Here is a 24,921-nt window from a genome sequence, read left to right as displayed (position 1 = left end):
CCTCCATTTCCGACTCACCCAGCGCACCGGCCCGCCCCCCGGCCACCGCGATAAACGCGGCGCGGCCGCCGGACGGCATCCCGTCCGGCGGCCGCGCCCGGTCGCACTACTCGTTGCACCACCGCTTGGAGTCCGCAGTGGACAGCAGGCCGATGATGACGGCGGCAATGGCGATGCCGAGGACCGCGCCGATCAAGCCGCCTGCCGTGCCGCCCGCCGGCTCCCCGGCGGTGTACTCGATTTCCGGGGCGAAGAGCCACGCCAGGAGCGACAGGCCCACGTTGACGATCTCGAAGATGATGGCGCCCTTGCGGGCGCCCGCGCTGCGGCGGGCGATCTTCACGGCGAAGACCGCGCGCAGCACCGTCCAGACCACGGCCTGGACGATCGCGATGACCAGGTACGGCAGGTACGACGACGGGATCACGACGTCGCCCTGCTCCTCGAGGCTCGTGAGCGCGAAGTAGCCGGCGGCCAGGGCGCCGCTGCCGCAGATGCCGAGGCCGAACAGGATCCACAGGAGCACCACGGCGCCCTTCGTGGAACCGGGCATCGACTCAGGGGCGGCGCCGAGCGGCGGGCCGGGAGGGGGAGCGGGAGGAGGAGGGGGGTAGCTCATGGCGTACTCCTAACGTGAAGCGGTATTCAGGGGTATCAGCGGTCGCACCACCAGCGCGACCGGGCGGTCGAGAGGAAGCAGATGACGAGGATCGGCAGCACGAGCCCCGTGCAGTCGAAGTTGTAGCGGACGCTCATGCCCTCCGGGGGCGCCGCAGGCATCACGGTGTTGAACAGCAGCACCGCGAGCACCAGCTGGCAGGCCATGCCCACCCCTTCGGCGATGAACGCCGCCGACCGGGCCGTACTGCTGCGCTGGACGATCTTGACGGCGATGCAGGCGCGCAGGCCCGCCCACGCGACGCCCTGGACCGCGCCGATCGACATCAGGAGCGCCGCGTCCGGGGGCAGCATGTCGAGCATCGGCGACTCGGACACGACCATCGGGAGCGTCAGGAGCGCACTGAAGGTGCTGATGGCGACCATCACCCACAGGAGCACGACGGCGGTCGTCGTGAGACCGGGCATGCGCGGCGGTCGAGGCGGCCCGTAGGGGTGGCCGGGCGGCAGGTACGGGTTGGGGTGCGGCGGCGGGACCGTCATGGCTGCCCTCCAGGGGCAATGAGGGGTTGTGCGGCCCATTCTAGTTGCTTTGCGGGCGAATCGGGGTACCCCATATTCACGACCACTATGCGCGCGTGCGCGAACGCGCAGCTCACCGCGGCGATGTTCGCGGTCGTCGCAACGGGGTACTAGGCTGGACGGGCGTCCGGCGCCGCCCGATATGACGGGTTCGCCGGGACGGGGCGGCGCAGTGCGAACGCCGCGGCGGTCGAGAGTTGGACGGAGGATCAGATGATCACGCGATTGGCCGAATCACTGGGGTACCGGGTGCTCGAGGTGCGCGACGGGGACGGCACCCTCTCCGTCGGCGGCCACGACGGGGCGAGCGCGCTCCGCGTCGGCTGGAGACCGCTCATCGTCGAAGGCTATACCGGCTCCGGGTCCATCGACCGGTTCGCGATCCGCACGCGCGACGCCGCGTTCCGGCACTCCCTGCGCGACCTCCGCGAACGCCTCCGCCACCCCGCCGGCGACACCGACCCGGTCGAACTCGCCCGCCCCATCCTCGGGCTGCTGCAGCCCGGCCACTACGGGGTCCGGATCTGGCGCGACGCGAACGTCCACATCGAACCGTTCGGGGAGAACGGAACCGCCTGGTGGTACCCGTACGAGCCGATCGGCACCGAGGGCACCGCCGTCATCCCCACCGACGCGTGGCCTCCCCGCGACGAGGCGACCCTCAACGGCTACGTCGAGGAGATCGAGGAGGGCGCCCGCCCGCTCTCGGTCATCCTCCGCTCCGAGCCGCCCGGCGACGAGCAGGACTGCGCCGCGTTCCTCATCGACGGCCACCACAAGCTGGCCGCCTACCGCCGCACCGCGATCGCCCCCCACTTCCTCGACATCGCCCGCCTCGCCGACCGCCGCCCCTGCGCGCCCGACGACCTCCGCGACGTCATCGACGGCGACCGGAAGCTCCAGCAGTCCGCCGCGAACCTCATGCGCTACCTGGAGGACCGCCACACTTGACCGCGAGTGCGACAGGCCCAGTCCAGGTTCGCATTGCGGCGCTTCAACCCAAACCCAGGACCAGTTGCGGCGCATAGGCGATCGCGATGAAGCGGATCGAGCGGCCGACCAGGCACGCGGCCACGAACAGGGGCAAATTGATGCGCGTCCCGGCCGCGCAGATGCTCGTCGCCATGAGCGGCGGCAGACCGGTTGTGGCGCTGAGCAGGAGGATCGGCGCCGCGAGCGACGGGCGGTCGAGGAGGCGCAAGAGCTTGCGGCCGAGCGCGATCAGCGCCGCCAGCGGTGCGCGCAGCCGCTCCCGCACCGCCGTCGAGCCGGAGGGCGCGGGCTCGGGTTCGGTTGCGGTCCTGGCGCATCGGCGCGCCTCGCGCCGCCGCTCGACCGCTTCGACCCACCCCTGCAGCCGCGCCGAATGCAGCGCCCCGCGCACGCCGAGGAACAGCGTCGTCTTGCCGATGGTCTGCCCGACCGCGGCCGCGACGCCGAGGGCGATCGGGCTGTACTCGGTCGCGGCGGCCAGCGCCACCAGGTAGGGCTCGACCGGTGTCACCGGGAAGAACGCCGAGATCAGCGCCGTGAGCGCCGCCGTGAGGCACGCCGCGGTCACGGCCGCACTCCAAGGGCCGCATCAGCGGCGCGGGCGGGGGCGGTGGCGGGTCGCTCGATCATTCCAGTTCGTCTTCGCTGGCGGGGTGTGGCTTGGCGCACTGGGAGCGACTCTAGTGCACCGGTACATACTGGGAAACCCCCACCGGCGCGGTGCGGCTAGCGGCCGGGGTCCTTGCGGGCCATGGGGATGCCGCCGTCCTGGTCGATCGCCTTCAGCAGTGCCTGCGTGTCCCAGTCGGCCGGCTTGCGGCCCTCCGAGGACTCGATGTACTCCTCCATGAACGTGCGCAACGCCTTGCCCGCCAATCGGTCCGGTCGGTTCTGCGTGAACGACGGGTCGGCGTGCAGCACGAGCAGCAGCATCCCCATGACCCGTAGGTGCGGCCCGCCGATGCCCGGCTGGAAGTACGGGAGGTCGAGCACGCGCGCCCCCGCGGCCTCGTAGAACGCGAGCCGCCGCCGCGGGTCCCCGTACGCCTCGTGCACGGCCGGGGCGTCCGGCGACTCGATCTCGGCCACGACCAGGCACGGGTCGTACCGCTCCCGCCACGTCTCGAGCGCGTCCCCCAGCAGCCGCCCGCCGAGCCCGTGCCCGCGCGTCGCCGGGTCCACCGCCAGGTACGTCAGCATCTGCACCTGCGACGCCGGCGACCAGCGCCCGAACGCCGCCCCGGCCGGCCTGCCCGCGTCGTCGACCGCGACGAGCAGGCTCCCGAGCCCCGCTTCAAGGGTCCTGGCGATGCCCGTCTCGCTCTCCAGCTCGTTCGCCGGGAACGCCGGGATCAGCACCTCCCGGTACACCTGCCCGAGCAGCCCGCCGGGCCGCGTCTGCTCCATGATCCGGTATTTCATCGCGCGCCCCCACCTCGGCTGATGAGCTCAGTATCCCAAGAAACCGCAGCTCACGCGCTAAGACCGCGATCCCCGCCGCAGCCGCCGCACCAGTGTCGCCGGTCCCCTGACGACGCGCCGCGCGGTCGCCCGGAGCCCGTAGTAGGAGACCCACGGGCGGGCCACGTAGACGACCGCCCACAGCGCCACACCGGCCGTCACCCCGATCCACCACAGGGGCGTCCACAGGCCCGCCGCCTGCCAGATGCTGATCGCGGCGCACACGCTCAACGCCGAGACCGCGGCCCCCACAGGCACAGCATCGCCCGGTCGAGACTGCTCCGCGCGTCCGCGCCGTCTGCGCCGCGAACTCCGCCCCCGCCCGCTCAGAACCCGAGGGGACGCCCATACCCCACCCTAAAACGCCGCAACCCCTCCCGCGGTCCTCGCGATCGCCGTCCCTTGCTGGTCGGCAGGCGGACGTTAGGATCGATGCCGACCCCTCTCCACGTGGACGATCTCGAGGAGGACCGCGATGCCGACACCGCCCGACGATCCCGCCCAGGCCATGAGCGAACTCGTCGCCGACTTGGCCGCCTTCGACTACACCGGCCTCGACGACCGCGTGGACGCGACGCTCGGTCTGCTCCGAGGTATGGCCGCCGAAGGCATGGACGTCTCGGATGCGCTGGCCCAGTTGAAGTCCACCCCCACCGAGGCCCAGGCCATCGCCCAGCGGACCCAGGGCCTCGAACAGTGGGAGGCGCTGCAGGCCTTCCAAACGGCCTCCTACCGGAGCGTCGATGATCTCGGCCTCGTCGCGGTCACGCTTGACTCGCAGGCCACCGTCAAGGGCATCGAATTCCTGGACGCGGCCCTCCGCTACGACGGCACCGCCCTCGCCTACGCCGTCGCGGAGGCGTTCGCCGCCGCGGAAGCGGCATTGATCCGCGCTTCCGAACAGCTGCACCGCCCCTAGCGCCGCCGACCGACGGAGACGACCATGGACGCACAGGACTTCCCCGCGACCGCGCAGGAACTGCGCGAGATCCGCGAGCGTAACTGGAACCGGCAAATGCAGGAGCAGCAGGCGCTGGCCGACCAGGCCATCGCCGACTTCGCGGAGATCGAGAACGTCTACGCCGAGCACGCCGACGAGTACTTCACGGGCCGGTCCCCGCAAGGCCTCGTGTGGGTCACGGTCGGCATCGACCGCAAACCCGTCGACATCCGCTTCCAATACAACGAACTGTGGCGGCGCGTCGACCGTGAAATCGCGGCGGAAGAGATCACGGCGGCCTTTCGCGACGCTCAGAAGCAGGCCAACGATCGGCGCGATGAGATCGCGGCCCCGTTGCTTCCCCAACCCCCGCAACTGGAATAAGCCGCGCTCAGAGCACCGGAGACCGGCGCGGATCAGTAACGTTCGCGTCAGCCCTCGAGAGCGCATCGATCAGCGCCTCAGGCCCCTGCTCGCCCGCGAACCGCCGTTCCGACTCGGCGATCGGCACCGCCTGCAGCCACACGTACGCCCGCCCCGGCAGCTCGATCGGCTGCGGGCGGCCTGCCCACGAGATCGGGTCGATGAACAGCAGATGCTCCATCGCCATCCCCGGGTAGTACATCGCGAACGCGTCCGTCACGATCTGACCCGGGAACATCGCGCCACCGCCGAGCACGCCGAAAGCAGCCGTCGACAACGCGTACTTGAACTCCGGGAACAGCGCATGGCACACCCCCAGCAGCTCCACGCCCAGCCGCGGCCCACCCTCGCGGCCCGGCACCCGCAGCGGGGCCGCGCACAGCCCGAGCGTCGCGTACGACACCGCGCCGGCCTCCGGCTGGTCAGCGAACGACAGCACCTTGACCTGATGCGGGCCGGACTCGCTGACGTGCGTCTCCGACGCGTGCGGCGCGAACCCCCCGAACGCCCCGACGATCGCGTCGGCGACAGCGGCCAGATCGGCACTCGGCTTGACGCTCATGCGTTCCCCAGGTTCAGCTTGCTGTAGTCGACGTTCGGCACCGACGGCGGCGGCGGGTCACCGTACTTGTCGAAGTGGTACGGGATCCACTCGCTCAGCTCATCGCTGGTCGACTCGTACTTGTGGCTCCGATTCTCCGTCGCCCCTTCCATGATGAAGTCCGGGTGGTTGTAATCGTCGCGGAAATCGCGTCGGCTCACGCCCCAGAGCCGGGCCGCCGAATACTGGTCCCTGAACTCCCAGCCCGGCGGGTGCCCGACGTCGGCGTCGCGGCTCTCGAGCGGACCGCGGCTGAAGTCGTCGTCGTGCGGGTCGTAGGTCATGCCGTCCCTGGGGAAGCCGGCCGCGTCCTGGCGCGCCCCGGTGTCCGTCTTGCTCTTCTTCCAAGCGTCTTTCACCGTGTCGCTTCGGAATCCGGGCCGCACATAGCGATCCTGGGTGACCTTCGTGGCGGGCAGGAGCGCCTTGTTGCCGCCGTCGAGCGCGACCCCGAGCATCCGCATCGCGAGCCCCGTGGCGTTGATCGTCGCGGCGGTCCCCACATCCTGCATGGTCAACGTGGTCGTAAGCGTGACCAGCTGACCGGTGATGATGCCTGCGGTGATGGTGTACCCAGCGATGACGGCCGCGGAGCCGTACGGTGCAACGGCCTGCGCCTGCTGGTAATGGACCTGCCCCAGCATCACCATCGGTGCGGGCAGCACCCGGAATCCGGTCGACTCCGTGGTCTTCTTGGTGGTCTCGAGCGCCTTCTGAGTCACGTTCATCATCTGGCCGCCGGCCTTCGCGGCCTGCTCGGTCGTCTCCAGCTGCGTCTGCACCTGCGACATGGCGTTGGCCGCGTTGCGAGCGGCCTGCTGGAACTGGTCCGAGGCATCGCCGGTCCACGACTTCTCGACGCTCTTCGCGGCCCGCTTGTACCCGGAGGACGTCTGCTTGACCGCGCTGCCGGCGGTGTTGACCGCGCCGCCGAAATCGCCGAACTCGCCCGGTTTCGAGCTGAGCGCCTGGGGGAAGGTGGGCATCGCGCTCCTATCTGAGGTCGCGGAGGTAGCTGTTGAAGGGGTTCGCGACCTCGCTGTCGGTGGCGTCGTATGACTCCGCGCACTCGTCGAGGGCTTCGGCATGGTTCGTCAGCCGCTTCTCGAGCGCGGCCCCGACCTCCTCGAAGCAGTCGGTGAAGTTCTTGATCGCGATCGAGGTCATGTACCCGGAGTTCGCGGAGGCGGCCTGCTGCCCGGCGGTACTCACCGGCCGGGACGCGTCCGCATTCGACCCGAGCGTCTTCACCTGACTCGCGGCAGCGGTGATATCGGTTGGCACCACGGCGAAACCGTTCGACATCTGGCCCTCGCTCCCAATACGCGATCACGCTTCGTGTCTGATCGTACCGAGTTGTGGCAAACCGTGGCGGACACGGATGCACCCGTCAGAGCTGCGGGGAGCGCCATAGTTGAACAAGTTCAATAACGTGCTAGGCTCGCAATCATGAGTTGAACATGTTCAAGTTTGATGTTCCCTGGTTCCCTCCCGACGAAGGTCGCCCATGCAGCTCCACCCGACTCCGCTCCCGCCCTTGCGACCCATCAGCAGCCGCGGACCGCGGTGGGTGCTCTGGTTCCATCTGATCGCGTGCCTCGTGGTGTGGCCCGTGGTGTTCGGGACCGTCGTCATCGCGACCTTCGTCGCGGTCGCAATCGCCGCGAACGACCCGGGCGGCCCGCTCTTCTGGCCGCTCGCTTGGCTCGTCTCCGCGATCGCCTACGGGCTGGTCGTGGGCATTCCACTGGCAATCTTCGGGCGCAGCCGCCGCTGGTACCTCCGGCTTGCGCCGGTCGTGATCGCGGGGGCACCGTTCGTCTGGCTCGGCATCCTTGCCGCCCAAGGGACCATGCCAGTGACCATGGTCGGGGTTCTCTGGGCGCTTCCCTCGATCGCGACTATTGCCGTCTCAGTCCTGGTCCAGACGGCCCGCGGATGGAGGGCACCCGAAGGAAGTCCGCGGAACTAGCGGGGTTACGGGTCGAGCTTCTGGTTGAGGTCGGTGGGTCCGGTCCAATAGGGTTAGGCCATGGGTAGGTTGTTCCGGCGTGTCGTTCGCACCACTCGTCGTCCGCGCCGCAGCGGCGGCGGGACCAAGTTCAGCACCGCGGACGGCAAGCAGTACCGCGTCGTCGCGGTCAACGAGCCCGAGAACAACGAGTTCGCAGACCCCCCGAGGAAATGGGGCCGCGTCGGCGTCATGGCCGCAGCCTGGGCGCTCGCCCTTGCCCTGGGTGGATGGGTTGCCCCCACCTTCGCCGCGAGCGGCAACCCCGAGAACCAGGACCCGCGGGACGAGGCCGCTTCGAGTGAGAAGAACGCCGCTTGGCGATATCTGCGGTACGGATCGAATCAGGAACTCGACCGGTCCGAGGCCACCATTTGCGATGGCGCTTCGCCTGAGGTATCACCGAGCGACTTGGACGACCTCCGCCAGACCTACGCCGACGAGCTCGGCGGCATCACTGATGTTGACCTTGAAACGGGCGACCCGGTTGCGGGCGTCGATGGCGCCACGGTCGCGGCGACGGTCTCGTACATCTACCAGAGCTCGCAGCGCCATGAGGAATTCGTTGTGACTGTTCAGAAGTCCGGTGATACCTACTGCGTTTCAAACGCAGTCCGCCTCCAAGACGAGGAGCCCAGTTCAACTAATGGAACTGGCGAGGTGGTCGACCCTCAGGACTTGGCAACGGACTTCCTACGCGCAATTGTCGTGGAGCGCAACCCCCAAACCGCTGCTGCTCTTCAATGTTCAAGCTACACAGGCCCAACGCCCGAAGAACTTGACCTGGCAATCACCGAATGGGGTGCGACAACAGCCTTCCTTAACGGCATCGAACAGGCCGAGTCCACAGAGACCTCGGTCACGGCCTTTAGTGTCGAGGTCTCTCTGACGGGCGATCTCGACCAGGAGTCTTACGCCTTTGTCATTGGGGTGCAGGGCAACTGCGTTGCGTCGCTCACGGGCGGAGATGGCTTGATTTAAATGTGTCACTGGGAAAGTCCATTCGAGACTTCACGACACGCCGACACTGGTGGTTGACAATCGAGCGTTGCTCGCTCACCATTTGCTCAGCGCGCCTGTGCACTGACGGTTGATCCGTCTGTGCGATGGCTTGCGCCCAACTGAATAAGGCAGATTCAGCAGCCGCCCGGTGGCACCGACTACCAATCATGTTCCACCGGGCGGCCCCAAACACCAGAGGAGCAAGCTCCCTTGGCAACTACGACCATACTCGATTTCGGGCTGCCCGCAAACAGCCATTCCGGGGCGATTCAGAACCGCCGACCGGGCGTTCCCGCCTACCTTGAGCAGGTGGTTTACGCCGCTTCCGTCGAGTCGGATTCGCCCGGCGCGTGCCGGTACGACCCCGACGCCTCCGACCCGACGCTGCCCGAATCCGACCCGCGATCCCCGCGCTACGAACCGCCGCATTTGCGGCACCGGCCCGGCGACACGTGGATCATCGACCGCGATCGCCCGCACGATCCCAAGGACCCCGGCCCGTTCGGCTCCCCGGATTGGCGCCCCGACACCCGCACTGGCCGACACCGCCGAGGCGAACTGCCCGACCCGTCCCGCGAGCCGGTCGAGCCCCGAAGCGAACGCGCCAACCGACCGTCACCCGGCCAGACTCCCGAAGGGGCCGAAGGACGCCGCCCGTCGCCCGGGCGCACCGGGATCGAGCCGCCTGAACCGCCTGAGCGGCCTCGACGTCGCTTCTGGGCGGACGACAACGAAGACCGCTACGACTTCGGCAAGCTCCGCGAGGACGCATGGGCTCGGTTCCTGGCCGGATCGCAAGAGCTGCACCACGCCCACCTGGTCGCCACGACCACCTTCGCCGACCGCTGGGTGCACTTCTGGCTGACCCTGCGCGCCTTGCTCTTCCGGGCGCTCGGCATCCACACACCGGAGGAAGCCGAACCCATCGAAGGACCGACCGTTCCCCTCCGCACCGTCGTGCAAGGGGGCCAGGTGCCGCCGCGGGGTCTCCTGTCGGGCACGCCGTTGCAAGGGCTGCACCGGACCAACCCGATCAGCCCGTACCTCAGCCATTGGGAGCGACATTTCGACGAGCGCCAGGCCTTCCGCGAGACGATGGCCCTGTGAGCCTCGAACTCGTCTGCGAGACAACGCACTCGGACGCCGGCGATGAACTCGACGGTCTCCACTTCACGGCGGTGATCGGCGGCCGCCGTCTGTACTTCCAGGCGATCCCTTCCCAAGCGCGCTTTCGGATCACGATGGCCCGCGCATGGGAGCGAAGGACCGAGGCCCTAGGTTCGGTGATCCGGCTCGGCACTGCCGAGCCCGGCTTGCGGGTCTGCGCCCCGATGGAAGTCGAGTGGGCTGAGCAGCACGCTCAGAACATTGTCGCCGAGGCCGTATCGATCTGGGCATCGATCACCCGAGGCTGCGAGGCTTAAGCGGAGCACCAGAGACAGGTCGGCGCACCGCGGTGGGGCGATGCGCCGATCCTATCGATGTTAGAGGACCTCACGGCCTCGAGCCTGTCAACGCCTACGCCAGAAGGTGGGGCGCCACCAGTAAAAGACGGAGCGGTCGCTCGGCCAGGGACTGCCGGTCTCGTCCGGCGACTCAAAATCATCGATCGCGGGATCTGCGAATCTGAAGCCGGGCTCCAGGGGCTCATTCTCGCGTGGCTTGCGCGCCCGCGCAGCGGCGTCAGGATTCGAGGCACCGAAGCGTTGGTAGTTGTCCTGAGCCTGCAGCAAGCTGGTCCTGTTCGCACCGCCTTCATAAGCGGGCCAACGAAGTTGCGTCACATCGTCTTCCCAGCGACAGATGGGGCAAATCATTGAAGATCCAACAGATTCGTGCACGACGTGCCCGCAGCAAGGGCAAGGGAACCGATTTCCCATGGTCATGCTAGACCTCCGTTCCCGGTTGGCGATCGAAATGAGCCTGAGGATCAGGGCTCGGAATGTAGTAGGTAATAATCCCTCGCGGCCCGGATCTACCGAATTCACCTGTGGCTGGATCGAAGAAGTACGAGGTGTCGCCATCAGTCTTGATCTTGACACCTGGTCGCCTGCCTCCGTCGGTGCTCATCAAGTCGATCGCTGCCTCCCGATACTCGGCCTCGGATTCCCAGTCGGCGTTGTGGTCGTTGCGGTGATCCTCCCAGTGGCTTCGCAGGTTTGCGTCACTGGCCCACTGATCGGGGTAACTGGGCTCCAGGTTCGGGCTGTCGGTGCCCGGTTGATCGTTTCCGCCGCCGTTCGAGCCTTCCTCTCGGCCGTCTTGGCTTTCCTGGTCACCTGCTTTAATGACACCGTCAAAGTCTTCTTGGGCGTTGGTGCCCTTGTAGGTCGAGTCCTGCTTCCGCTGCTCGTCGGTCTTCGGCTTGCCGGTGTTGGGATCGATGGTGTTATTGCCATCGCCGGGGGTGATTCCGCCGCCATCCTTGTCTTTAGCGAGGATGAAGCCGATCCCGAGGAGCAGGAGGATTTTGAGAGCTTGTCGCATGGTTCCTCACAGTCCCAGCAGCGCTTTTAGGTTCTGGAGGCTCTGCACCAAGGCCATGCCGTATCCCAGGATAATTCCGGCCCACTTCACAACTGCCGCAATGATCTGGGCCGCAATCACCGGAATCGTGACCACGAAGATCGCCTCGATGGCCCACACAATGACATGTGCGACCAGTTCTGCGATCAGGTCGCGCACCAGCTCATAGGTGACCTGCACCAGTCCGCCCGCCCCCTCGGTTGCGGCGGCGAGGGCCTCGGCGGTGGCGCTCATAGCGTTGGCGGCGTTCACGTTGTGCACCATCAATGCTTGATAGGCGTCGGCGGCGGCGCCGCTCCAGCTCGGCATGTCCGAGGCCATGAACGCCTGCAGGTCATCGGCGATCGACTTCAGCTCGCTGGACATGTTCGTCCAGGTCTGCGCGTGCGACATCACCACATCGGCTTTGCCCGTGAGCTCTTCGAGCATCTCTCGAAGGGGCTCGAAGTACTCCATCGCCCAACCGATGCCATTGGCGAACAGGGCGCTGAAAGGGTCGATCACTGAGCCGACCACTTCGAGCGCGAACCCGCTCACACCCAGGGCGTCGTCCACCCAGCCATCCGACTTGAAAGCGGCGACCATGTCGAAGTAGCCCTCGACCAGACCCGCGCCCTCATACCCCTTCCGATCCGACTGGACCGGGGCGATCAACGAATTGTCCGACATCGACCTACACCCCCATCCGACCTTCGAGCTCGGAGAAAGCCCCTTGCGACTCGGTATCGCTCGTCTCGTAGTCGTCCGCGCAGGCGCGAAGCGACTCGGCTGCGATCGTGAAGTTCTCCGCCAGATACGCAGTGATCCGGGAATGGTCCTGGTGGCGCTGCTCGAGAATGCCGGAGATCCAGCCGCACAGGGTGCCGTAGGCCTCGTCGTCCTGCTCGATGTGGGTGCTGGCGTTCATGACCGCGTCGAATCGGCCCTTCAACTCCTCAAGGTGTCCCGCATGCGCGCGCAATTCCTCAGGATCGACCGTGAATCCGTTTCCCATGGCTACCACCGCTCCTCGGGCTCAACCGGAGGCATGAGCTGGTTGCGAACCCGCTCCGCGATGGCGCGGCCTGCCGCAGAATCCTCGCCGAGGGTGGATTCGATGATCTCCTTGGCCTGCTCAGCCACCTGCGCCTTGGCCGTCCGGATCGTCTGCATGATCGTCTGGGAGACATGCTGCAGCTCGACGCGCCTGCTGCGCTCGGTGAGCTGGAGGTCGAGCAGGTTGCCCGTCGAATCGACGGTCACGGTGACCATGTAGTTCGGGTCCGAGACGGTCACCCGAAGTTCCTGCATCCGATCGCTCATTGCCTGCGTGTCGGCGGCGAGCTGGTCGATCTTGCCTTTCCACGCCGCTAGGCGCTCCTTCGACTCCTCAGGTCCGGGTATCGCTCCGACCATCGCAACTCCTCTGTGCTCAAGCAGCACAAGGGGTTGTGTGCCGCTCACGACACGAGAGTCTATCGACTTCACGCAAACCGTTGTGTACGCCGCAAACTGGGATCTGCGGCTTGTGCGGCCTGCGTGGTTCCGGTGAGCTGATTACCCGAGCGGCGCGCCCATCTGGTTCATGAAGTCGACCGGGTCGACCGCGCCGGCGGGGCTGCGGTCGGCGTTCAGGTGGGTTTCGTAGTGGAGGTGCGGGCCGCTCGAGCGGCCCGAAGAGCCCACGTACCCGAGGAGCTGACCGGCCTGGACCACATCGCCCTCCTTCACCAGCGGTGCGGATGTCATGTGGCAGTAACGGGTCAGGTAGTCGCCGGCGTGCACGATGTTGACGTACCAGCCGCACCCGGCCACCTCAGGCGACCCGTCCTGGTTGCAGGAGTAGGGCGCACCGTAGAGACTCGCGTTGCATTCGGAGGTGATCACGGTGCCCGCCGCCGCCGCGACGATGGGGGCGCCGCGCGGGGCACCGATGTCGACGCCGTTGTGTGTCGGGCGCTGCGCGGTCCGGAATCCGGAGTTGATCGGCCCCTTGGCAGGGATGATCCAGCCCGAGGCGGAAAGCTCGCCGGAAGGGTTGCAGTTGCCGAGCTGCGTGTCGACCGCCGCCACACGGCCGCCCCCACCGGTCAGGGTGTTGACGATTTCGGTGGCCTTGGGTTCGTGCTTGGCGTACGCGTTGGGGAACGCGGAAGTCTGGACCTTCTGGGCTGCAACGGTAAGCGGCAGTGTCTCCCAGTTGTCGATGGTCACGAGCTTGTCGTAGAACTTCGTCGAGGCGTAGACGGGGTCCTGGATCTGCTCGGGTGTGCCCCAGCCGGATGAGGGGCGTTGCTGGAACAGGCCGAGGGAGTCGTGGTCGTTCTGGTCGCCGAGGTGGCCGTGGTTGGTCAGGCTCGACTCCTGCATCGCCGTCGCCACCGCGATGATCCAGCCGCGGGCCGGGATCTCGAGATCCTGCCCGACCGAGATGATGATCGCGGCGTTCTTGATCTCTTCGGAGGTGTACGGGGCGATCGCGGGAAATTCGGCGTTCGGGTCCACTGTCGAGTTCGTGCCGCAGCCGGCCAGCGTGACAGTGCCGTCCTCTCCGTTCGACTGGTCGGACAGCAGCTGAACGATCGAGACGACCGCGCCGAGGCAGCACACGCTGAGGACCGTGATGGTCCACAGCCAGGGCCGGAGCTTCTTGGGGACCTTGGGGGCCAAGGGTTCCGCGGCGCGTTCCTTCGCGGTGGTGTCGTCGCCGATGCCTGTCATGACTGCTCCCAGTCGATCGCCGACACGAGCCAGTCCAGCTCGGTCGAGTTGTTGGAGCCTTCAGTCATGGTGAGCGTCAGCGTGCCCGTGTCCATCGGGATGCCGACCTTCAAGCCCTCGGGCACCGGTTCCCCGGTGATCTCCGTTGCGGGCACCGAGATCGGGTCGACGCCCTGCATCAGCTCGGCCTGATCGTCGGTGAGGAACGGGACGAGTGTGTCGTACCAGCCGTCTGCGCTGTAGCCGTTCGGGTTGAGCCAGACCTCGGCGAACTCGACCGAGCGGTCGACCGCCTCCTGCGGCAGCTCTTCTTCGGGGTAGCAGTCGTCGCCTTCGCAGTTCTCGGTCGCGAGGCCGTCGTCCTCGGTGAACGCCTCAGAGCTCGCTTCCGAGCTCGAGCCTCCATTGGCCGTGTTGCCACCGTCGAGCGGCGTCTGCTGGCGTTGCGACGCAAGCGCGATCACCCCGAGCACCAAAATCAGGATGATGACGACGATCCCGTAGCGGGAGAAGATGATCCGGAGGGCTCGGTTCAACGGTCACTCTTTTCTCGAAGGCCGGTAGACCTCTCCACCACCGGAGCCGCCGCCACCGCCGGACGTGCCCGTCCCGCTGGGGCCGCTGGCGCCGACCGGTTGGTCGGCGGCCGTCTTCTGCTCTGGCAGGGTGTCGTTGGTGCTGCGCGAGGTGCGGACCGTGTCGGGCACCTCTTCGGGGCGCACGTCGTCGCGGCGCTGGGCGATGCGCTGGCGTTCGCGGTCGGCTTCCCGATCGGCCTCGGTGGTGCGCCTGCCGAGGAGGGAGTCGGCGACGCCGCCGCCGGCGACGAGTCCGGCGATGCGTCTGCCTGGTCGTAGGAGCAGCCATGCGGCGATGCCCAGGAGTCCAATGAGAACGACTTGCAGCCAGACGGGCATAGTGGTGCCGAGGATGCGACTTGAGGCCCAGATGTAGATGACTGCGGCCAGCGAGAAGATCGCGACGTTGATGATCGCGCCGAGCACCGTGTTGACCAGGCGCTTGAACGGACCGCCTGCCGGGCGCAGCAGCGCGATAGTGCCGATGATCGGCAGGGCCACGATCGCGAAGCGCACGATCATGAAGCCCAGGATGATCAGGATCGACGCGGTCAAGTCGAAGAGCGAGAAGAAGATTGCGGTCAGGAGGGCGAGGAAGCCGGTGCCGGTGCGCTCCCAGGCGCGCTGGCCGCTGATGTTGGCGTAGGCCTCGGGGTCCTCGGTCTGTATCTGCGCGACCAGGTTCCTCCAGAGTTCCTGCTTCTCCTCGATGAGGTCGTTGCGAGTGCCCGGGTCTTCGGCCTCGGCGTCTTCCTGCCAGGAGAAGGCTTGAGCGGCGAAGAGCGCGGGGCCGTACTTGTAGGCGGCGTTGGATTCGGTGACGACCGGGTTGCCCTCGGCGTCCTCGACGACCTCGCCGTCGCGTTCCTGGAAGGTGACCTCTTCGCTCTGGCCGAGCATGGTTCGCAGCCAGTTCTGGTAGAGCACCTGGCCGGAGACGGTGTCGGAGGCGACAACGGCGGCTGTGCGGGTGTCGATGCAGAAGTTCTCGCCGTTGAGCTCTTTGAGCTCGTCGTAGCGGTCCTGGTCCATGCCGTCTTCGCGGATGCAGCCCTCGACCTGGTCGTCGTTGATGAGGACCGTGCTCAGATTCATGCCGATGGTCAGTGCCTGGTCGGTGTACTCGGCGGCCTTGACCGGCCAGCGCACGACGGCGGTCACCAGGACGAGGATGAGGACGGCCCAGGCCACGGTCGTGACCGCGTTGTTCATGTCGGCTTGCCTTGAGCGCCAGAGCAGGTAGAGACCGATGAGGCCGACCGTGACCGCGCCGAAGACGGTGAAGATCTGGCGGTACAGGATCTCGGTGCCGCGCTCCATGAACTCGTTGGACCAGCCCCACATGTTGTCGGGCTCCCAAGCGGCCTGGCGCATCGAGTTCGCGGCGCCGACCGTGGCGACCGACAGGTTGAACTCCATGTTCGCGAGGGCGTTCGCGGTGTCGGCGCCGTTGGGGATGGAGACGGCGTCGACGCAGCCGCCGCCGATGGCCATCTCCTGGGAGCCGTACATCGGGAGTTGGTATCCCGCGTAGCCGTAGCGGCTGTACGTGCCGATGCCCTCGCTCTTGTCGAGGTTGCTCGGGTCGGCGAACCAGCCCGCCATGCCCGAGTCCGGGGAGGCCGGTTGGGGCGCGGCCTCGCACTGGAGTTCCTGGCCGGCAGGCAGTTCATCGACGCACTGCGACCACGCCGTGTGCCATTCGTAGTCCGTGCACCCCTCCGCGTCGCCCTGCGCCCCCGCGATTCCCGGTGTGAAGACCAGGGCGCCGGAGGCCGCCGTCAGGGCGAGCAGGACCCGGCCGAGGCGGCCGGCCACGCGTGTGGCGAGGCCGGATCGTCGGTGGGTGGAAGTAGGAGGAGCAAGGTCGTGATCGGCGGAGGGGTCGGTCACTTCGCCTCCCCAGGCGTGGTGTTCAGGTAGTCGAGCAGGTTGCGGACCCAGCTGAAGTCGGCCCGGATGCGCTGGACGCGGCCGTCCACATCGCGCATCACGAACTCGCGGTAGGGGAGTTTCTGCGTCTCGGCAGCGTCCACTTCGGAGAGCGAAGCGAGGACGCTCTCATAGCCGACACCCGTGGGCACGCGGAGTAGCTTCAGCGCTTCCTCGGCCACCTCGCGGTCCTCGGCGATGCGGCCGACGAAGACCGTGGAGACGAGGTTCTGGACGTCGAGGCCGAGGATGTCCTTCGGGTTCTGGGAGGCCACGAGGGCCGCGAGGTTCCACTTGCGGGAGTCGCGGGCGAGGCGGACCAGGAACGAGCGGCCGGACTTCCAGCCCTCCATGAAGTGCGCCTCGTCGAGGCCGACGAGCTTGCGGCGGTGCATGTCGCCGCCGTAGGCGCGGCGCACGGCCAGGCGGTGCGCGGTGTGGAGCATCGGCAGGGCCAGGGCCTCTTCAGCGCTCCAGTACTCGCGCTCGATGCCGAGGTCGGGCAGGCGCAGGCCGGACATGGTGATGACGGTGAGCGCGGTGTCGTCCTCGAGCACGCCCTTGTCGGGGCTGCCGAAGAACAGCTTCGCGAGCGGCATCTCCGCGGTGTCGAGCAGGAGCGCGGCGAGTTCGGCGCCGTCGCCGGTGGCGTGGTCCTCGGCGTCCTGCAGGGACTCGACGATGTCCTCGATCGTCGAGTCCTCTTCGGCCGGCACGTGCCGGGCCGCGTGGCGCAGGAGGCGGGCCGTGCTCGCCTCGCGCTGGATCTGCGGCGGCAGGAGCATCGCGCAGATGTCCTGCACGAGCATGCGCCTTTCGCTGCGGGCGTTGGAGATCGCGATGTCGTACTCGCGCTGGCCGTCAGGGGAGTCGTCGAAGTGCTCGCGCCGCGGGGACGGGATGAGCGCGTAGGGCGCGAGCGTCCCGTACTCCGAGCCGGTGAGGTTGAGTACCCGCGAGAACGGCTTGAGCTCGGGCATCTCGCACAGGCGCGCGAGCGGGCCCGAGGGGTCGAGCAGCGTGACCTGGACGCCGCGGCGGGCCGCCAGGTAGCCGATCGCGCCCATGAGCGTGGACTTGCCGCCGCCGGGTTCGGCGACGAAGACCGAGAGGCCGGACTTCTCGCGGACCTCGGTGGCGAAGTGCATGTCGAGGAAGACGGGGCGGCGGCAGGTGCCCGCGGTGCGGCCGATGAGGTCGCCGCGCTGGTCGCCGACGGTGGAGGCCGCCTGCGGCAGGGCCGCGGCGAAGAGCTTGACCGGCATGCGGCGGACGTAGCCGGTCTGCGCGACCGGTTCGCCCGGGATGAACTCGCGGGCCAGCCAGTCCTGGTTCTTGGGGTGCTGGAGGCTGATGCGCATGTCCCGCTGGTACATCTGCATGAGCGTGCGGGCGCGCTCCAGGCACTCCTCTTTCGTGTCCGCGGTGACGGCGAGGCGGTGCCAGCCGTGGGCGCGGGCGGCGTCGATCGGGAGGCCGGTGGTCATCTCGTCGCCGACGCCGAGGGCGCGTTCGGCGAGGCGCTGGAGCTCCGGCGGGGCGTCCATCGAGTGCTCGTCGTAGTCGCGCTGCTGGCTGCGGATGAGGCGCAGGCGGTGGTCGAGGTCGCGGAAGGCCTCGCCGGGGCCGAGGATGTCGATGCGGCTGGAGAGCTCGACGGGCCAGGGGCAACGCTCGTGGAAGTGCAGCCACGGCTCGTGGCGCTGCGGGATCTCGAGCTCTTCCATGCGGCCGACGGTGAGGACCGCGGTGTGCTTCTCCTCGCCGGTGAGGCGGTTGACGAGCTTCACTGTGGAGCCGTAGGGGCTGCGGTAGCGCTCGATCGACTCGGTGAGGGCCAGGACGTCGCCGGACTCCCACTCGCCGTTCGATCCCGAGAGCAGGCGCGGTGGGGACATGCCGAGGGCGACCGAGCGGTAGACGAGCCATTCGAGCTCGGCGGTGGTGGCGCGGCGGGCGCGCACGCCGAAGGAGCCGAGGACCTCGTCGAACTGGAGGCTGCGCTTCTCGATCTTCTCGCGCTCGGAGAGCTTGGTGCCGCGGCCGAACATGCGGCCGACCTTCTCGCCGAGCTGGTCCATGGCGCCGCGGCGGCTGAAGGTGATGCCGAGGAACGTCTCGCCCTCGGCGTGCGAGAGCTGCTGCAGGTGGCGCTGGGCGGCCACGAGGTGGTCGGCCCAGCTGGTGCCGCCGGGGACGGTGCGCAGCGGGCGGGCCGTGTACTGGTCGACGGTGCGGGCCCACTGGTCGGCCGGGAACGGCCGGGTGGTGCGGCGCAGATGGACGCGCATGCCCGCGAGGCCGGCGAACTGCTCGGCGATGGCGACGATGAGGGCTTCGCGCTCGAGGTCGGGCCGGAAGGACCAGCGCACGCCGGGCAGCTTGTACCAGGCGGTGACCGAGGCGGGCGTGAACGTGGCGTGCCCGGCGATCTCGGTGAGGCTCAGTTCGCGGAGCGGCTGCTTCTCCTTGGAGGCCGGCAGCGGCTTGACGCGGGTCGGCTTCGGGTCGGCGGTGTCGAGGAGCGCGGCCTCGGCGCGGGCCTGCTTGACCGGGACGAGGTCCTGGCCGGGCACCCGTTGTGCACCCTTTTGTTCAGCTGCTGTACGACCTGTGGAAACATTCCCGCGCCGCTGGTCAACAGCCTGTGGATAACTCTGTCCCGGTTGTGGATAACTGCCGTTGCGCTGTGGATAACCCTGTGGATTTCCGCTGGTGGGAGCCTGTGGGTAACGCTGTTGATATCCCTGTGGATAACTCTGCGGATTCTGTGGATAACCCTGGGGATAACCCTGTGGACGACCAGTCGCCGGGGGTGTCATCGACGCAGGTGGCGAAGCGTGTCGCAGCGGGTCCACTGGGGACGGCGTGGCCGTCGGGCTCGGCTGAGTGGGGCTCGGGGCGGGCGGGGTCGCCGAGCGGTGCGCCTTGACCGGCTCCGCCTTGAAGACGGCGTCGGCCAGCGCGGTGGCGTCGTCGCCGAGGTCGCCTGAGGGCCGTTCCCGGTCGCGCACCGGCGCGGGCGGCCGGGGGGCGGAGAACTTGGCGACGGGCTGTCGGCGATCCTCGCCGCTCATAGGCGCTCCTCAGTTCGGACTGGCTCCACGAGTGTGGGCCGCAGGCGGATCGAACGGGTCGTGAACGCCGGTATCCGCTTCTCGTCGCCGGCGTCCCGCGTGTGCTTCCAGTCGGTGAGCAGCGTGCGGACGACGGTCGTGGCGGGGCGGTCGGCGTCGACGTAGCGGAAGATCAGCGAGGTGGCGACGAGGGCGAGGGAGATCTCGATGGCGGGGAAGAGGTCCACGTCGCCGGTGAAGGCCCAGCGCAGGAACATGAACAGTCCCAGGAGCGCGGCGAACGCCCCGTACTGCCCGTACGGGAGGTGGACCGGGAGGGTGTAGCCGGGAGGGCCGAGGTACAGCAGGCGGGCACGGTAGATGTCGTCGTCGGTGCGCAAGCGCATGGGCGTCCTCCGTCCGGCCTTGCTTCAGGGGCGATTGGGGGGCTTGCTAGTCCTCGGAGCTGAAGAGGATGTCGACCAGGCCGCTGCCGACGGCCACCAGGACCACGGCTCCAGCGATGAAGGCGATGCCGATGATCGCGATCGTGGAGGAGGTGAGCACGCGGCTGACCTCGCCCTTGTTGGAGCGCGCGATGAAGATGAGTCCCAGGATGGCCAGGAGGATCGGGGCGATCTTCGACAGGAAGAACCCGATGATCCCCTGCGTGTTGATCTCGGCGCCGGCCTGGGCGTGCGCGGCTACCGTCCAGAGTGTCTCGCTCATCATCGTTCAGTCCCATCCTCTCGTCACAGGAGTCACTGCAGTCTCACGTAACGCAATCTTCACTCATGTTTCTTGTCTCCCAACCCATTGCGGGGTCTGCCCTCATCATATGCCGCAGTGCTGACGGAACGCACCTTCGTCGGGCCGAAGAGCGACTGCAAGCGCTGCCACGAGACAGTGAATCTGATTCAGCCCCCGAAGGCAATCCGATGGGCGTGATCACTCCGTGTCGGCAATCCGACACTAAACTCGGGGAGACCGGTGTCCTACGCTCGGAGACGATCCGGCACCGCACAATAGAGCCCGGCGAGCCGGTACCGCCCGACACAACTCCATCCAGCCCACACCGCCGGCCACCAGGCCGAGCACCTACCTCGCGGAGACCAACATGGACTACATCGACGACATCGCCGGGCGGCTGACCGCCGCCGCGATCGCCTTCGCCGTCGCCGGTCTCGCCGTAGCACTCCTCGCCGCCGCCGCCCTCGGCGGCGTCCGCGCCTCCGAGAAGTGGCCCTCCGCCCCCGTCCCGCGCCTCGGCCGCCCCGCCGTCATGGCCGGCGCCCTCGCCGGACTCGTCGTCTTCGCCCTCGCCGCCGCACTGTTCTCCCTGGCGCAGTTCGGGACCGGACTCAACGCGAACCTGCGCGTCCTCCTCGCCGTCGGCGTCGACCTCGCGGCCCTCGCGGCCGGATTGTGGTTGGTGAGCTACGTTGCGGGGAAAGTAGAGATGCGGACGCTCATCGCAGCGCCCGACCAGCCGGTGAACCCGCCGCCGATCCCGGTGTCGGGCGACCCGACCCGCTACCAGATGCCGGACTACACGGAGACCCCCATGGAACCCGAGCCGCAGGACTACCCGCACACCGCGCCCGAACCGCGCCACCCGCAGTACCAGGAGTACTCGGAGCCGCGCTCGCCGTACGCGCCCGACACCGCCGCCACCGGCAGCCTCCCCCGCTCCAAGGTCCCGACCATCCCCACCGACACCCGCCCCGGCTGGGTCTTCCAAGACCGCGGCACCGGCGCCTACTACGCCGCCGTCGCCCAGTCCCGCGGCGGCATCAGCCTCCTCGCCCTCGACGACTTCACCGTCGCCCGCACCGCCTCCCTCGTCGGCCCCCTCGAACTCGTCGGCTCCGTCGAAGCCACCGTCTGGCCCTTGGAGAACGGCGACAGCGGCCGGACCGAAGCCGAAGCCGAACGCTGAGATTTGTCGTTCCCGCCCAGGTGAGCTGGCAGAACGGTCCCGCTCACGGCTCGCGCAGCGGTGCGCCCGACACGAGTTTGTTCGGTATTGTCATGGTGACGTCCACCGAAGTGAGCCGCCACTGTGACCGAACCCGGCCCGATTTTCACCGACATCGACGAATACGTGACACTGCGCCTCGACGGCGACAAGATCACCGTCGCGGTGTCGGCCGCCGGGTTCCGCCAGCCCCCCAGCACCATCGCCCGCCTCGTCACCGAACTCGCCGCCCGGATGCCCCGCCCCGGCGCCGAAGCCGACGCGGCCGTCGCCAACGGCATCAAGGCCATCGGCGAACTCCAGCAGGCCGCCGCCACCGGCGGTTACGAGGCCTTCGCCGCCATGATGCGCGGCCGCCTCGGCATCGACGGCGTCGCCAGCGCCATCGGCCCCGGCGGGGCAGGCGGCCCGGCCACCCTCAGCCGCGACCCCGAGCACGACCGCGCCCTCGCCGGCCACCTCGACGGCGTCCTCAAGACCATGCGCGCCGCCCAGGCCGCCCGCGCCCAGCCCGACCGCGAGACCCTCGACGTCACCGTCCACAGCGACGAAGGCGACCTCGCCGTCACCTCCAGCGCCGAACGCGCCGTCGCCCACGTCTGGATCGCCCCCGCCGCCCGCCAGCGCGGCCTCGACGGCCTCGGCCAGGCCCTCACCGACCTCATCGCCCGCGCCCGCGACGACCTCCGCCGCACCGCCGAACAGCGCGCCCGCGGCGCCCTCCCCGCCGACCTCGCCGAGAAGACCGAGCAGGCCCCGAACGCCGCCGACCGCGCCGCCCGCACCGCGAACGACATGGCCGCTCGCATCCAGCAGCTCAGCGACAGCATCCAGCGAAAGGCAGGACAATGACCCGCGTCTTCGACAGCGAATTCGTCCGGCAGCTCGGCGCCGACATCGAGGCCAACGTCGTGCCGATCCTGGAGAGCACCGACCAGTACCTGGAGGTCATGAGCGAGATCGACCGCGGCCTCTACACCACCGTCACCCTCCCCATGGCCGCCGCCTACTCCATCGCCACCGCCACCGCCACCCACTCCATGGCCGGAGCCGCCGAATGCTTCCGCGAGGTCAACGCCGCACTTGACGCGTGCGCGCAGGATATGGACGACACCGACGAAGCCTGCGCCACCGCGTTCGGCGCGAACGGATAGGAGCGGTCCAGTGTCCACGGGGGAGAGCATCATGGAAGCCGGGGAGGCGATGGCCGGCGAATACAACGCCGTCATCAAGAGCTGCGCCATCGGCATCGCCATGCCTGCCATCGCCTTCGGCCTCTCCACGCAGGCCCTCGCCACCGTCGTCTACCTCAACCAGTGCAACCCCGGTGACATCATGAAAGGCGCCGGCGCCTGGATCGCCCTCGCCGAGAAGAACCTCGAAGCGGTCGAAGCGCTCCAGACCGAAGTCGACAAGGTCAACGACGGGAACTGGTCCGGCGAGGACGCCGAGGCATTCAAAGCCGCCTCGAGTGACGTCAAAGCCCAGCTCACGCAGCTCGCCGTCAACGCCTACCTCGTCGGGGCGCAGCTCCTCGCGTTCGCCGTGATGCTCACCGTCTTCTGGCTCTTCCTCACCGCGGCCACCGCGATCATGGTCGTCTACTTCGGCGCGTACGCGGCCGCGCTGGCGGGCGTCGTCAGCTCGATCGGCGCGCCCGCGATCATGGCGAGCGCCAACGTCACCGCCGCGGCGCTGCTGGCGACCGCGAAGAGCTTCGAGGCCACGCTCATCTCGATCGCCACCGGGTGCGCGGCGATCACCGGCGCGATGTCGATCTTCACGTTCGCGTTCCAGAAGGTCAAGGGCAACCCCGTCTCCCCGCTCGACATCGCCGGGTCCGGGCTCACCAACATGGTCGAAGGCCTCCTCGTCTACGGACTGAACGCCGCGACCATGACCTCCGGCGGGCGGCACGCGACCGGGGCCATGGAGAGCTGGGGGGCTTTCGCCAGCCATGCGACGCAAGCGCTCTCCGCCGTGTTCCCCACGTACAAGGGCGAAGAGGACGGCTGGGCGGGCGGCTACGACGGCGGCGGCCCCCTCCTCGGCATCCCCGACTCGGCGCTGAACTGGCTGTGGGAGGACAACGCCCCCGAGTCGATGAAGAACCCCGAAGACCTGGACTGGTCGTGATCGCCTCCGCCAGCCCCGTCTTCCGGGCCCCGCGGCGAGGCTGGGGCCTCGCGCCGATCGGCGAGCGCAGGCCGGTCGCGAACGGCGGCACCCTGGATCTCCGCGTCGGCTGGTGCGGCGGGCGCTGGCTCATCGCCGACCCGGCCGAGCGGCTGCAGATCGCCCTCGACCGCGAGAAGTCCGGCGACCCCGTCGCCAGCGACGGCTTCCTCCGGTCGAGCCTCGTGCCGGTCGTGCTCGTCGACGGCGAACCGGTCGCGACCGGCTGGGGACGCCTCCGTCTGCCGCTCACGGCAGGGCGGCACCTCGTGGAGGTGCAGAGCCAGCACTCGCGGGCATGGCGCGCGATCGACGTCAAACGCGATGCGGCGACGAAGATCGACTACGTCGGCATGCTCGGCGAGAGCCACCGCTCGTACGGCGACCTCGAAGTGCCCCAGCGACTCCGCGACCTCAGCGGATACACGATCGGCCCGCGCGGGCGGCTGAACTACTTCCAGTACCTGCCCGCGCACGCCCGCCAGCGCCTCGGATTCGCGGCGACACTGATCGGCGGCCTCGTGGCCGGCGTGGTCGCGCTGGCGCTCACGTCCGTAGGCGTTCCCCTCATGGCGGCGATGGTCGCCTGGTGGATCCTCGTGGCGGTGGGCTTCGCGCTGTGGGGGGTCCGGGTGCTCTGGACGTTTCTGCGGTGCAACCGGCTCGGGCACGAAGCGCCGCTCGCGCTCCGCGATGCCGTCGTCCTCGACGGCGACGGGCCGTTGCCCGCACTCGGAGCCGGGGCCGGCGGCATCCTCGTCGACGCGCGGTTCCTCAAGGCCGACCTCTCCTCTGGCGAGCTGGCGCTGCAATTGCCCGAGGGGCAGCGGCACATCCATGCGGGGCAACGGAAGGCGCTCGACGCCGTCGGCGAGGTCGAGCCGATCGCGCACCGTTTCGCCATGCCTCCACCTGAGATCCTGCTCGACGGCGCGCCCGTGGGGGCGTGCTGGACCCGCATGTGGTTCGAGGTCCCGCCCGGGTCGCACCGGCTCGAGGTGCGCACGCCGGACGCGCCGCTCCCGGTCGAAGGCGGTGAGCACCGGCCGCACCACGCGTCGGCGGTCGTCAACCTCGCCGCCGGCGAAGCGGCCCTGATCGACCTGGTGGTGACGGTGACCGCGGTGCCCGATCCGCTGCGTCCCGTGCTGCACCAGTGGCACTGCCGCATCGACCGGCTCGGCCCGCAGTCCGAGCGGGAGGCGCCTGAGGCGCCGAAAGCCGATGTGCGCGGCGGCCTGAGGCGCGCCGCCACCGGCCGCCACTGGGAGACCAAAGACGACATTCCCCCCGAACGGTGAGCACGGGGTTCGGCAGGCTCCCATTCCCGGCGTCCGGTTGCTAC

The 24,921-nt window shown here is 68.5% G+C and carries 31 protein-coding genes; 12 read left to right on the top strand and 19 right to left on the bottom strand.

Annotated elements, in window-relative coordinates; all coding sequences use genetic code 11:
* Nucleotides 1–106: 106 nt before the first annotated feature.
* Nucleotides 107–619, bottom strand: a complete 513-nt coding sequence (locus tag J5V16_RS22615; protein ID WP_208499348.1) for a hypothetical protein — start codon at nucleotides 617–619, stop codon at nucleotides 107–109.
* A 35-nt stretch (nucleotides 620–654) separates the two neighbouring features.
* Nucleotides 655–1,161: a hypothetical protein gene (locus J5V16_RS22610; RefSeq protein WP_208499346.1), complete on the bottom strand. Its 507-nt coding sequence runs from the start codon at nucleotides 1,159–1,161 to the stop codon at nucleotides 655–657.
* Nucleotides 1,162–1,413: 252 nt separating this feature from the next.
* Here J5V16_RS22610 and J5V16_RS22605 point away from each other — a divergent pair, with 252 nt between their 5' ends.
* Nucleotides 1,414–2,151, top strand: a complete 738-nt coding sequence (locus tag J5V16_RS22605) for a hypothetical protein (protein WP_208499344.1) — start codon at nucleotides 1,414–1,416, stop codon at nucleotides 2,149–2,151.
* Between the two features lie 43 nt (nucleotides 2,152–2,194).
* Here J5V16_RS22605 and J5V16_RS22600 read toward each other — a convergent pair whose 3' ends face one another.
* The 3 genes from J5V16_RS22600 to J5V16_RS22590 form a co-directional block, all read right to left on the bottom strand.
* Nucleotides 2,195–2,761 (bottom strand): hypothetical protein, encoded by a 567-nt coding sequence (locus tag J5V16_RS22600; protein WP_208499342.1) that lies wholly within the window; start codon nucleotides 2,759–2,761, stop codon nucleotides 2,195–2,197.
* Between the two features lie 158 nt (nucleotides 2,762–2,919).
* On the bottom strand, nucleotides 2,920–3,615 hold the full coding sequence (locus tag J5V16_RS22595) for a GNAT family N-acetyltransferase (protein WP_208499340.1): 696 nt from the start codon (nucleotides 3,613–3,615) through the stop codon (nucleotides 2,920–2,922).
* Between the two features lie 57 nt (nucleotides 3,616–3,672).
* Nucleotides 3,673–3,906, bottom strand: coding sequence for a hypothetical protein (locus J5V16_RS22590; protein ID WP_208499338.1), 234 nt, complete (start codon nucleotides 3,904–3,906; stop codon nucleotides 3,673–3,675).
* A 223-nt stretch (nucleotides 3,907–4,129) separates the two neighbouring features.
* Here J5V16_RS22590 and J5V16_RS22585 point away from each other — a divergent pair, with 223 nt between their 5' ends.
* Nucleotides 4,130–4,573 (top strand): hypothetical protein, encoded by a 444-nt coding sequence (locus J5V16_RS22585; protein ID WP_208499336.1) that lies wholly within the window; start codon nucleotides 4,130–4,132, stop codon nucleotides 4,571–4,573.
* Between the two features lie 24 nt (nucleotides 4,574–4,597).
* A complete protein-coding gene (locus J5V16_RS22580; protein WP_208499334.1) occupies nucleotides 4,598–4,978 on the top strand; it encodes a YbaB/EbfC family nucleoid-associated protein in 381 nt (126 codons plus the stop codon).
* A 7-nt stretch (nucleotides 4,979–4,985) separates the two neighbouring features.
* Here the strand turns inward: J5V16_RS22580 and J5V16_RS22575 are convergent, their stop codons facing one another.
* Genes J5V16_RS22575 through J5V16_RS22565 form a run of 3 tightly spaced genes read right to left on the bottom strand, consistent with a single transcriptional unit; the run spans nucleotide 4,986 to nucleotide 6,905 of the window.
* Nucleotides 4,986–5,579 carry a suppressor of fused domain protein gene (locus J5V16_RS22575; RefSeq protein WP_208499332.1) on the bottom strand — a complete coding sequence of 198 codons (594 nt, stop codon included), beginning with the start codon at nucleotides 5,577–5,579 and terminating at the stop codon, nucleotides 4,986–4,988.
* Nucleotides 5,576–6,604: a GH-E family nuclease gene (locus J5V16_RS22570; RefSeq protein ID WP_208499330.1), complete on the bottom strand. Its 1,029-nt coding sequence runs from the start codon at nucleotides 6,602–6,604 to the stop codon at nucleotides 5,576–5,578. The genes J5V16_RS22575 and J5V16_RS22570 overlap by 4 nt, the downstream gene beginning before the upstream one ends.
* A 7-nt stretch (nucleotides 6,605–6,611) precedes the next feature.
* The gene (locus tag J5V16_RS22565; RefSeq protein WP_208499328.1) at nucleotides 6,612–6,905 is read right to left on the bottom strand and encodes a hypothetical protein; all 294 of its coding nucleotides are present in this window, start codon (nucleotides 6,903–6,905) and stop codon (nucleotides 6,612–6,614) included.
* A gap of 250 nt (nucleotides 6,906–7,155) precedes the next feature.
* Here J5V16_RS22565 and J5V16_RS22560 point away from each other — a divergent pair, with 250 nt between their 5' ends.
* From J5V16_RS22560 to J5V16_RS22545, 4 genes are all read left to right on the top strand, one after another.
* Complete coding sequence (locus J5V16_RS22560) at nucleotides 7,156–7,590, top strand: hypothetical protein (RefSeq protein ID WP_208499326.1); 435 nt, start codon at nucleotides 7,156–7,158, stop codon at nucleotides 7,588–7,590.
* Between the two features lie 60 nt (nucleotides 7,591–7,650).
* Complete coding sequence (locus J5V16_RS22555) at nucleotides 7,651–8,610, top strand: hypothetical protein (protein ID WP_208499324.1); 960 nt, start codon at nucleotides 7,651–7,653, stop codon at nucleotides 8,608–8,610.
* A 330-nt stretch (nucleotides 8,611–8,940) separates the two neighbouring features.
* Nucleotides 8,941–9,738, top strand: a complete 798-nt coding sequence (locus J5V16_RS22550; protein ID WP_208499322.1) for a hypothetical protein — start codon at nucleotides 8,941–8,943, stop codon at nucleotides 9,736–9,738.
* On the top strand, nucleotides 9,735–10,055 hold the full coding sequence (locus tag J5V16_RS22545) for a hypothetical protein (RefSeq protein WP_208499320.1): 321 nt from the start codon (nucleotides 9,735–9,737) through the stop codon (nucleotides 10,053–10,055). Before J5V16_RS22550 ends, J5V16_RS22545 begins: the two co-directional genes overlap by 4 nt.
* Before the next feature lie 87 nt (nucleotides 10,056–10,142).
* On the opposite strand, the gene J5V16_RS25850 is transcribed toward J5V16_RS22545, so the two are convergent.
* The 11 genes from J5V16_RS25850 to J5V16_RS22490 all read right to left on the bottom strand — a co-directional run bounded on the left by J5V16_RS25850 (nucleotide 10,143) and on the right by J5V16_RS22490 (nucleotide 20,152).
* Nucleotides 10,143–10,511: a CPCC family cysteine-rich protein gene (locus tag J5V16_RS25850; protein WP_408612513.1), complete on the bottom strand. Its 369-nt coding sequence runs from the start codon at nucleotides 10,509–10,511 to the stop codon at nucleotides 10,143–10,145.
* A 7-nt stretch (nucleotides 10,512–10,518) separates the two neighbouring features.
* A complete protein-coding gene (locus J5V16_RS22535) occupies nucleotides 10,519–11,118 on the bottom strand; it encodes a hypothetical protein (RefSeq protein ID WP_208499317.1) in 600 nt (199 codons plus the stop codon).
* Between the two features lie 6 nt (nucleotides 11,119–11,124).
* Entirely contained in the window at nucleotides 11,125–11,826 is a 702-nt protein-coding gene (locus J5V16_RS22530) for a WXG100 family type VII secretion target (RefSeq protein WP_208499315.1), read from the bottom strand.
* Nucleotides 11,827–11,830: 4 nt separating this feature from the next.
* On the bottom strand, nucleotides 11,831–12,151 hold the full coding sequence (locus tag J5V16_RS22525) for a type VII secretion target (RefSeq protein ID WP_208499313.1): 321 nt from the start codon (nucleotides 12,149–12,151) through the stop codon (nucleotides 11,831–11,833).
* 2 nt (nucleotides 12,152–12,153) lie between these two features.
* Nucleotides 12,154–12,552: a YbaB/EbfC family nucleoid-associated protein gene (locus J5V16_RS22520; protein ID WP_208499311.1), complete on the bottom strand. Its 399-nt coding sequence runs from the start codon at nucleotides 12,550–12,552 to the stop codon at nucleotides 12,154–12,156.
* Nucleotides 12,553–12,693: 141 nt separating this feature from the next.
* On the bottom strand, nucleotides 12,694–13,857 hold the full coding sequence (locus J5V16_RS25250; protein WP_208499307.1) for a M23 family metallopeptidase: 1,164 nt from the start codon (nucleotides 13,855–13,857) through the stop codon (nucleotides 12,694–12,696).
* Nucleotides 13,854–14,393, bottom strand: coding sequence for a hypothetical protein (locus J5V16_RS22510; RefSeq protein WP_208499301.1), 540 nt, complete (start codon nucleotides 14,391–14,393; stop codon nucleotides 13,854–13,856). The genes J5V16_RS25250 and J5V16_RS22510 overlap by 4 nt, the downstream gene beginning before the upstream one ends.
* Nucleotides 14,394–14,396: 3 nt before the next feature.
* Nucleotides 14,397–16,328, bottom strand: a complete 1,932-nt coding sequence (locus tag J5V16_RS22505) for a hypothetical protein (RefSeq protein WP_208499299.1) — start codon at nucleotides 16,326–16,328, stop codon at nucleotides 14,397–14,399.
* A complete protein-coding gene (locus tag J5V16_RS25635) occupies nucleotides 16,325–19,444 on the bottom strand; it encodes an ATP-binding protein (protein ID WP_208499296.1) in 3,120 nt (1,039 codons plus the stop codon). The genes J5V16_RS22505 and J5V16_RS25635 overlap by 4 nt, the downstream gene beginning before the upstream one ends.
* On the bottom strand, nucleotides 19,441–19,830 hold the full coding sequence (locus J5V16_RS22495; RefSeq protein WP_208499294.1) for a hypothetical protein: 390 nt from the start codon (nucleotides 19,828–19,830) through the stop codon (nucleotides 19,441–19,443). The genes J5V16_RS25635 and J5V16_RS22495 overlap by 4 nt, the downstream gene beginning before the upstream one ends.
* A gap of 46 nt (nucleotides 19,831–19,876) precedes the next feature.
* Complete coding sequence (locus J5V16_RS22490; protein ID WP_208499292.1) at nucleotides 19,877–20,152, bottom strand: hypothetical protein; 276 nt, start codon at nucleotides 20,150–20,152, stop codon at nucleotides 19,877–19,879.
* Between the two features lie 388 nt (nucleotides 20,153–20,540).
* Between J5V16_RS22490 and J5V16_RS22485 the strand changes: the two genes are divergently transcribed.
* The 5 genes from J5V16_RS22485 to J5V16_RS22465 all read left to right on the top strand — a co-directional run bounded on the left by J5V16_RS22485 (nucleotide 20,541) and on the right by J5V16_RS22465 (nucleotide 24,877).
* The gene (locus J5V16_RS22485) at nucleotides 20,541–21,362 is read left to right on the top strand and encodes a hypothetical protein (protein WP_208499290.1); all 822 of its coding nucleotides are present in this window, start codon (nucleotides 20,541–20,543) and stop codon (nucleotides 21,360–21,362) included.
* A 123-nt stretch (nucleotides 21,363–21,485) separates the two neighbouring features.
* Nucleotides 21,486–22,253, top strand: a complete 768-nt coding sequence (locus J5V16_RS22480; RefSeq protein ID WP_208499288.1) for a hypothetical protein — start codon at nucleotides 21,486–21,488, stop codon at nucleotides 22,251–22,253.
* A complete protein-coding gene (locus tag J5V16_RS22475; protein ID WP_208499286.1) occupies nucleotides 22,250–22,555 on the top strand; it encodes a hypothetical protein in 306 nt (101 codons plus the stop codon). The genes J5V16_RS22480 and J5V16_RS22475 overlap by 4 nt, the downstream gene beginning before the upstream one ends.
* A 10-nt stretch (nucleotides 22,556–22,565) precedes the next feature.
* Nucleotides 22,566–23,537, top strand: coding sequence for a hypothetical protein (locus J5V16_RS22470; RefSeq protein WP_208499284.1), 972 nt, complete (start codon nucleotides 22,566–22,568; stop codon nucleotides 23,535–23,537).
* Entirely contained in the window at nucleotides 23,534–24,877 is a 1,344-nt protein-coding gene (locus tag J5V16_RS22465; RefSeq protein ID WP_208499282.1) for a hypothetical protein, read from the top strand. Before J5V16_RS22470 ends, J5V16_RS22465 begins: the two co-directional genes overlap by 4 nt.
* The last annotated feature ends 44 nt before the right edge of the window (nucleotides 24,878–24,921 follow it).

This window comes from Glycomyces niveus (genome assembly GCF_017592475.1).
GTDB classification, from domain to species: Bacteria; Actinomycetota; Actinomycetes; order Mycobacteriales; family Micromonosporaceae; genus Glycomyces; species Glycomyces niveus.
This window is presented reverse-complemented; position numbering and strand designations above follow the sequence as displayed.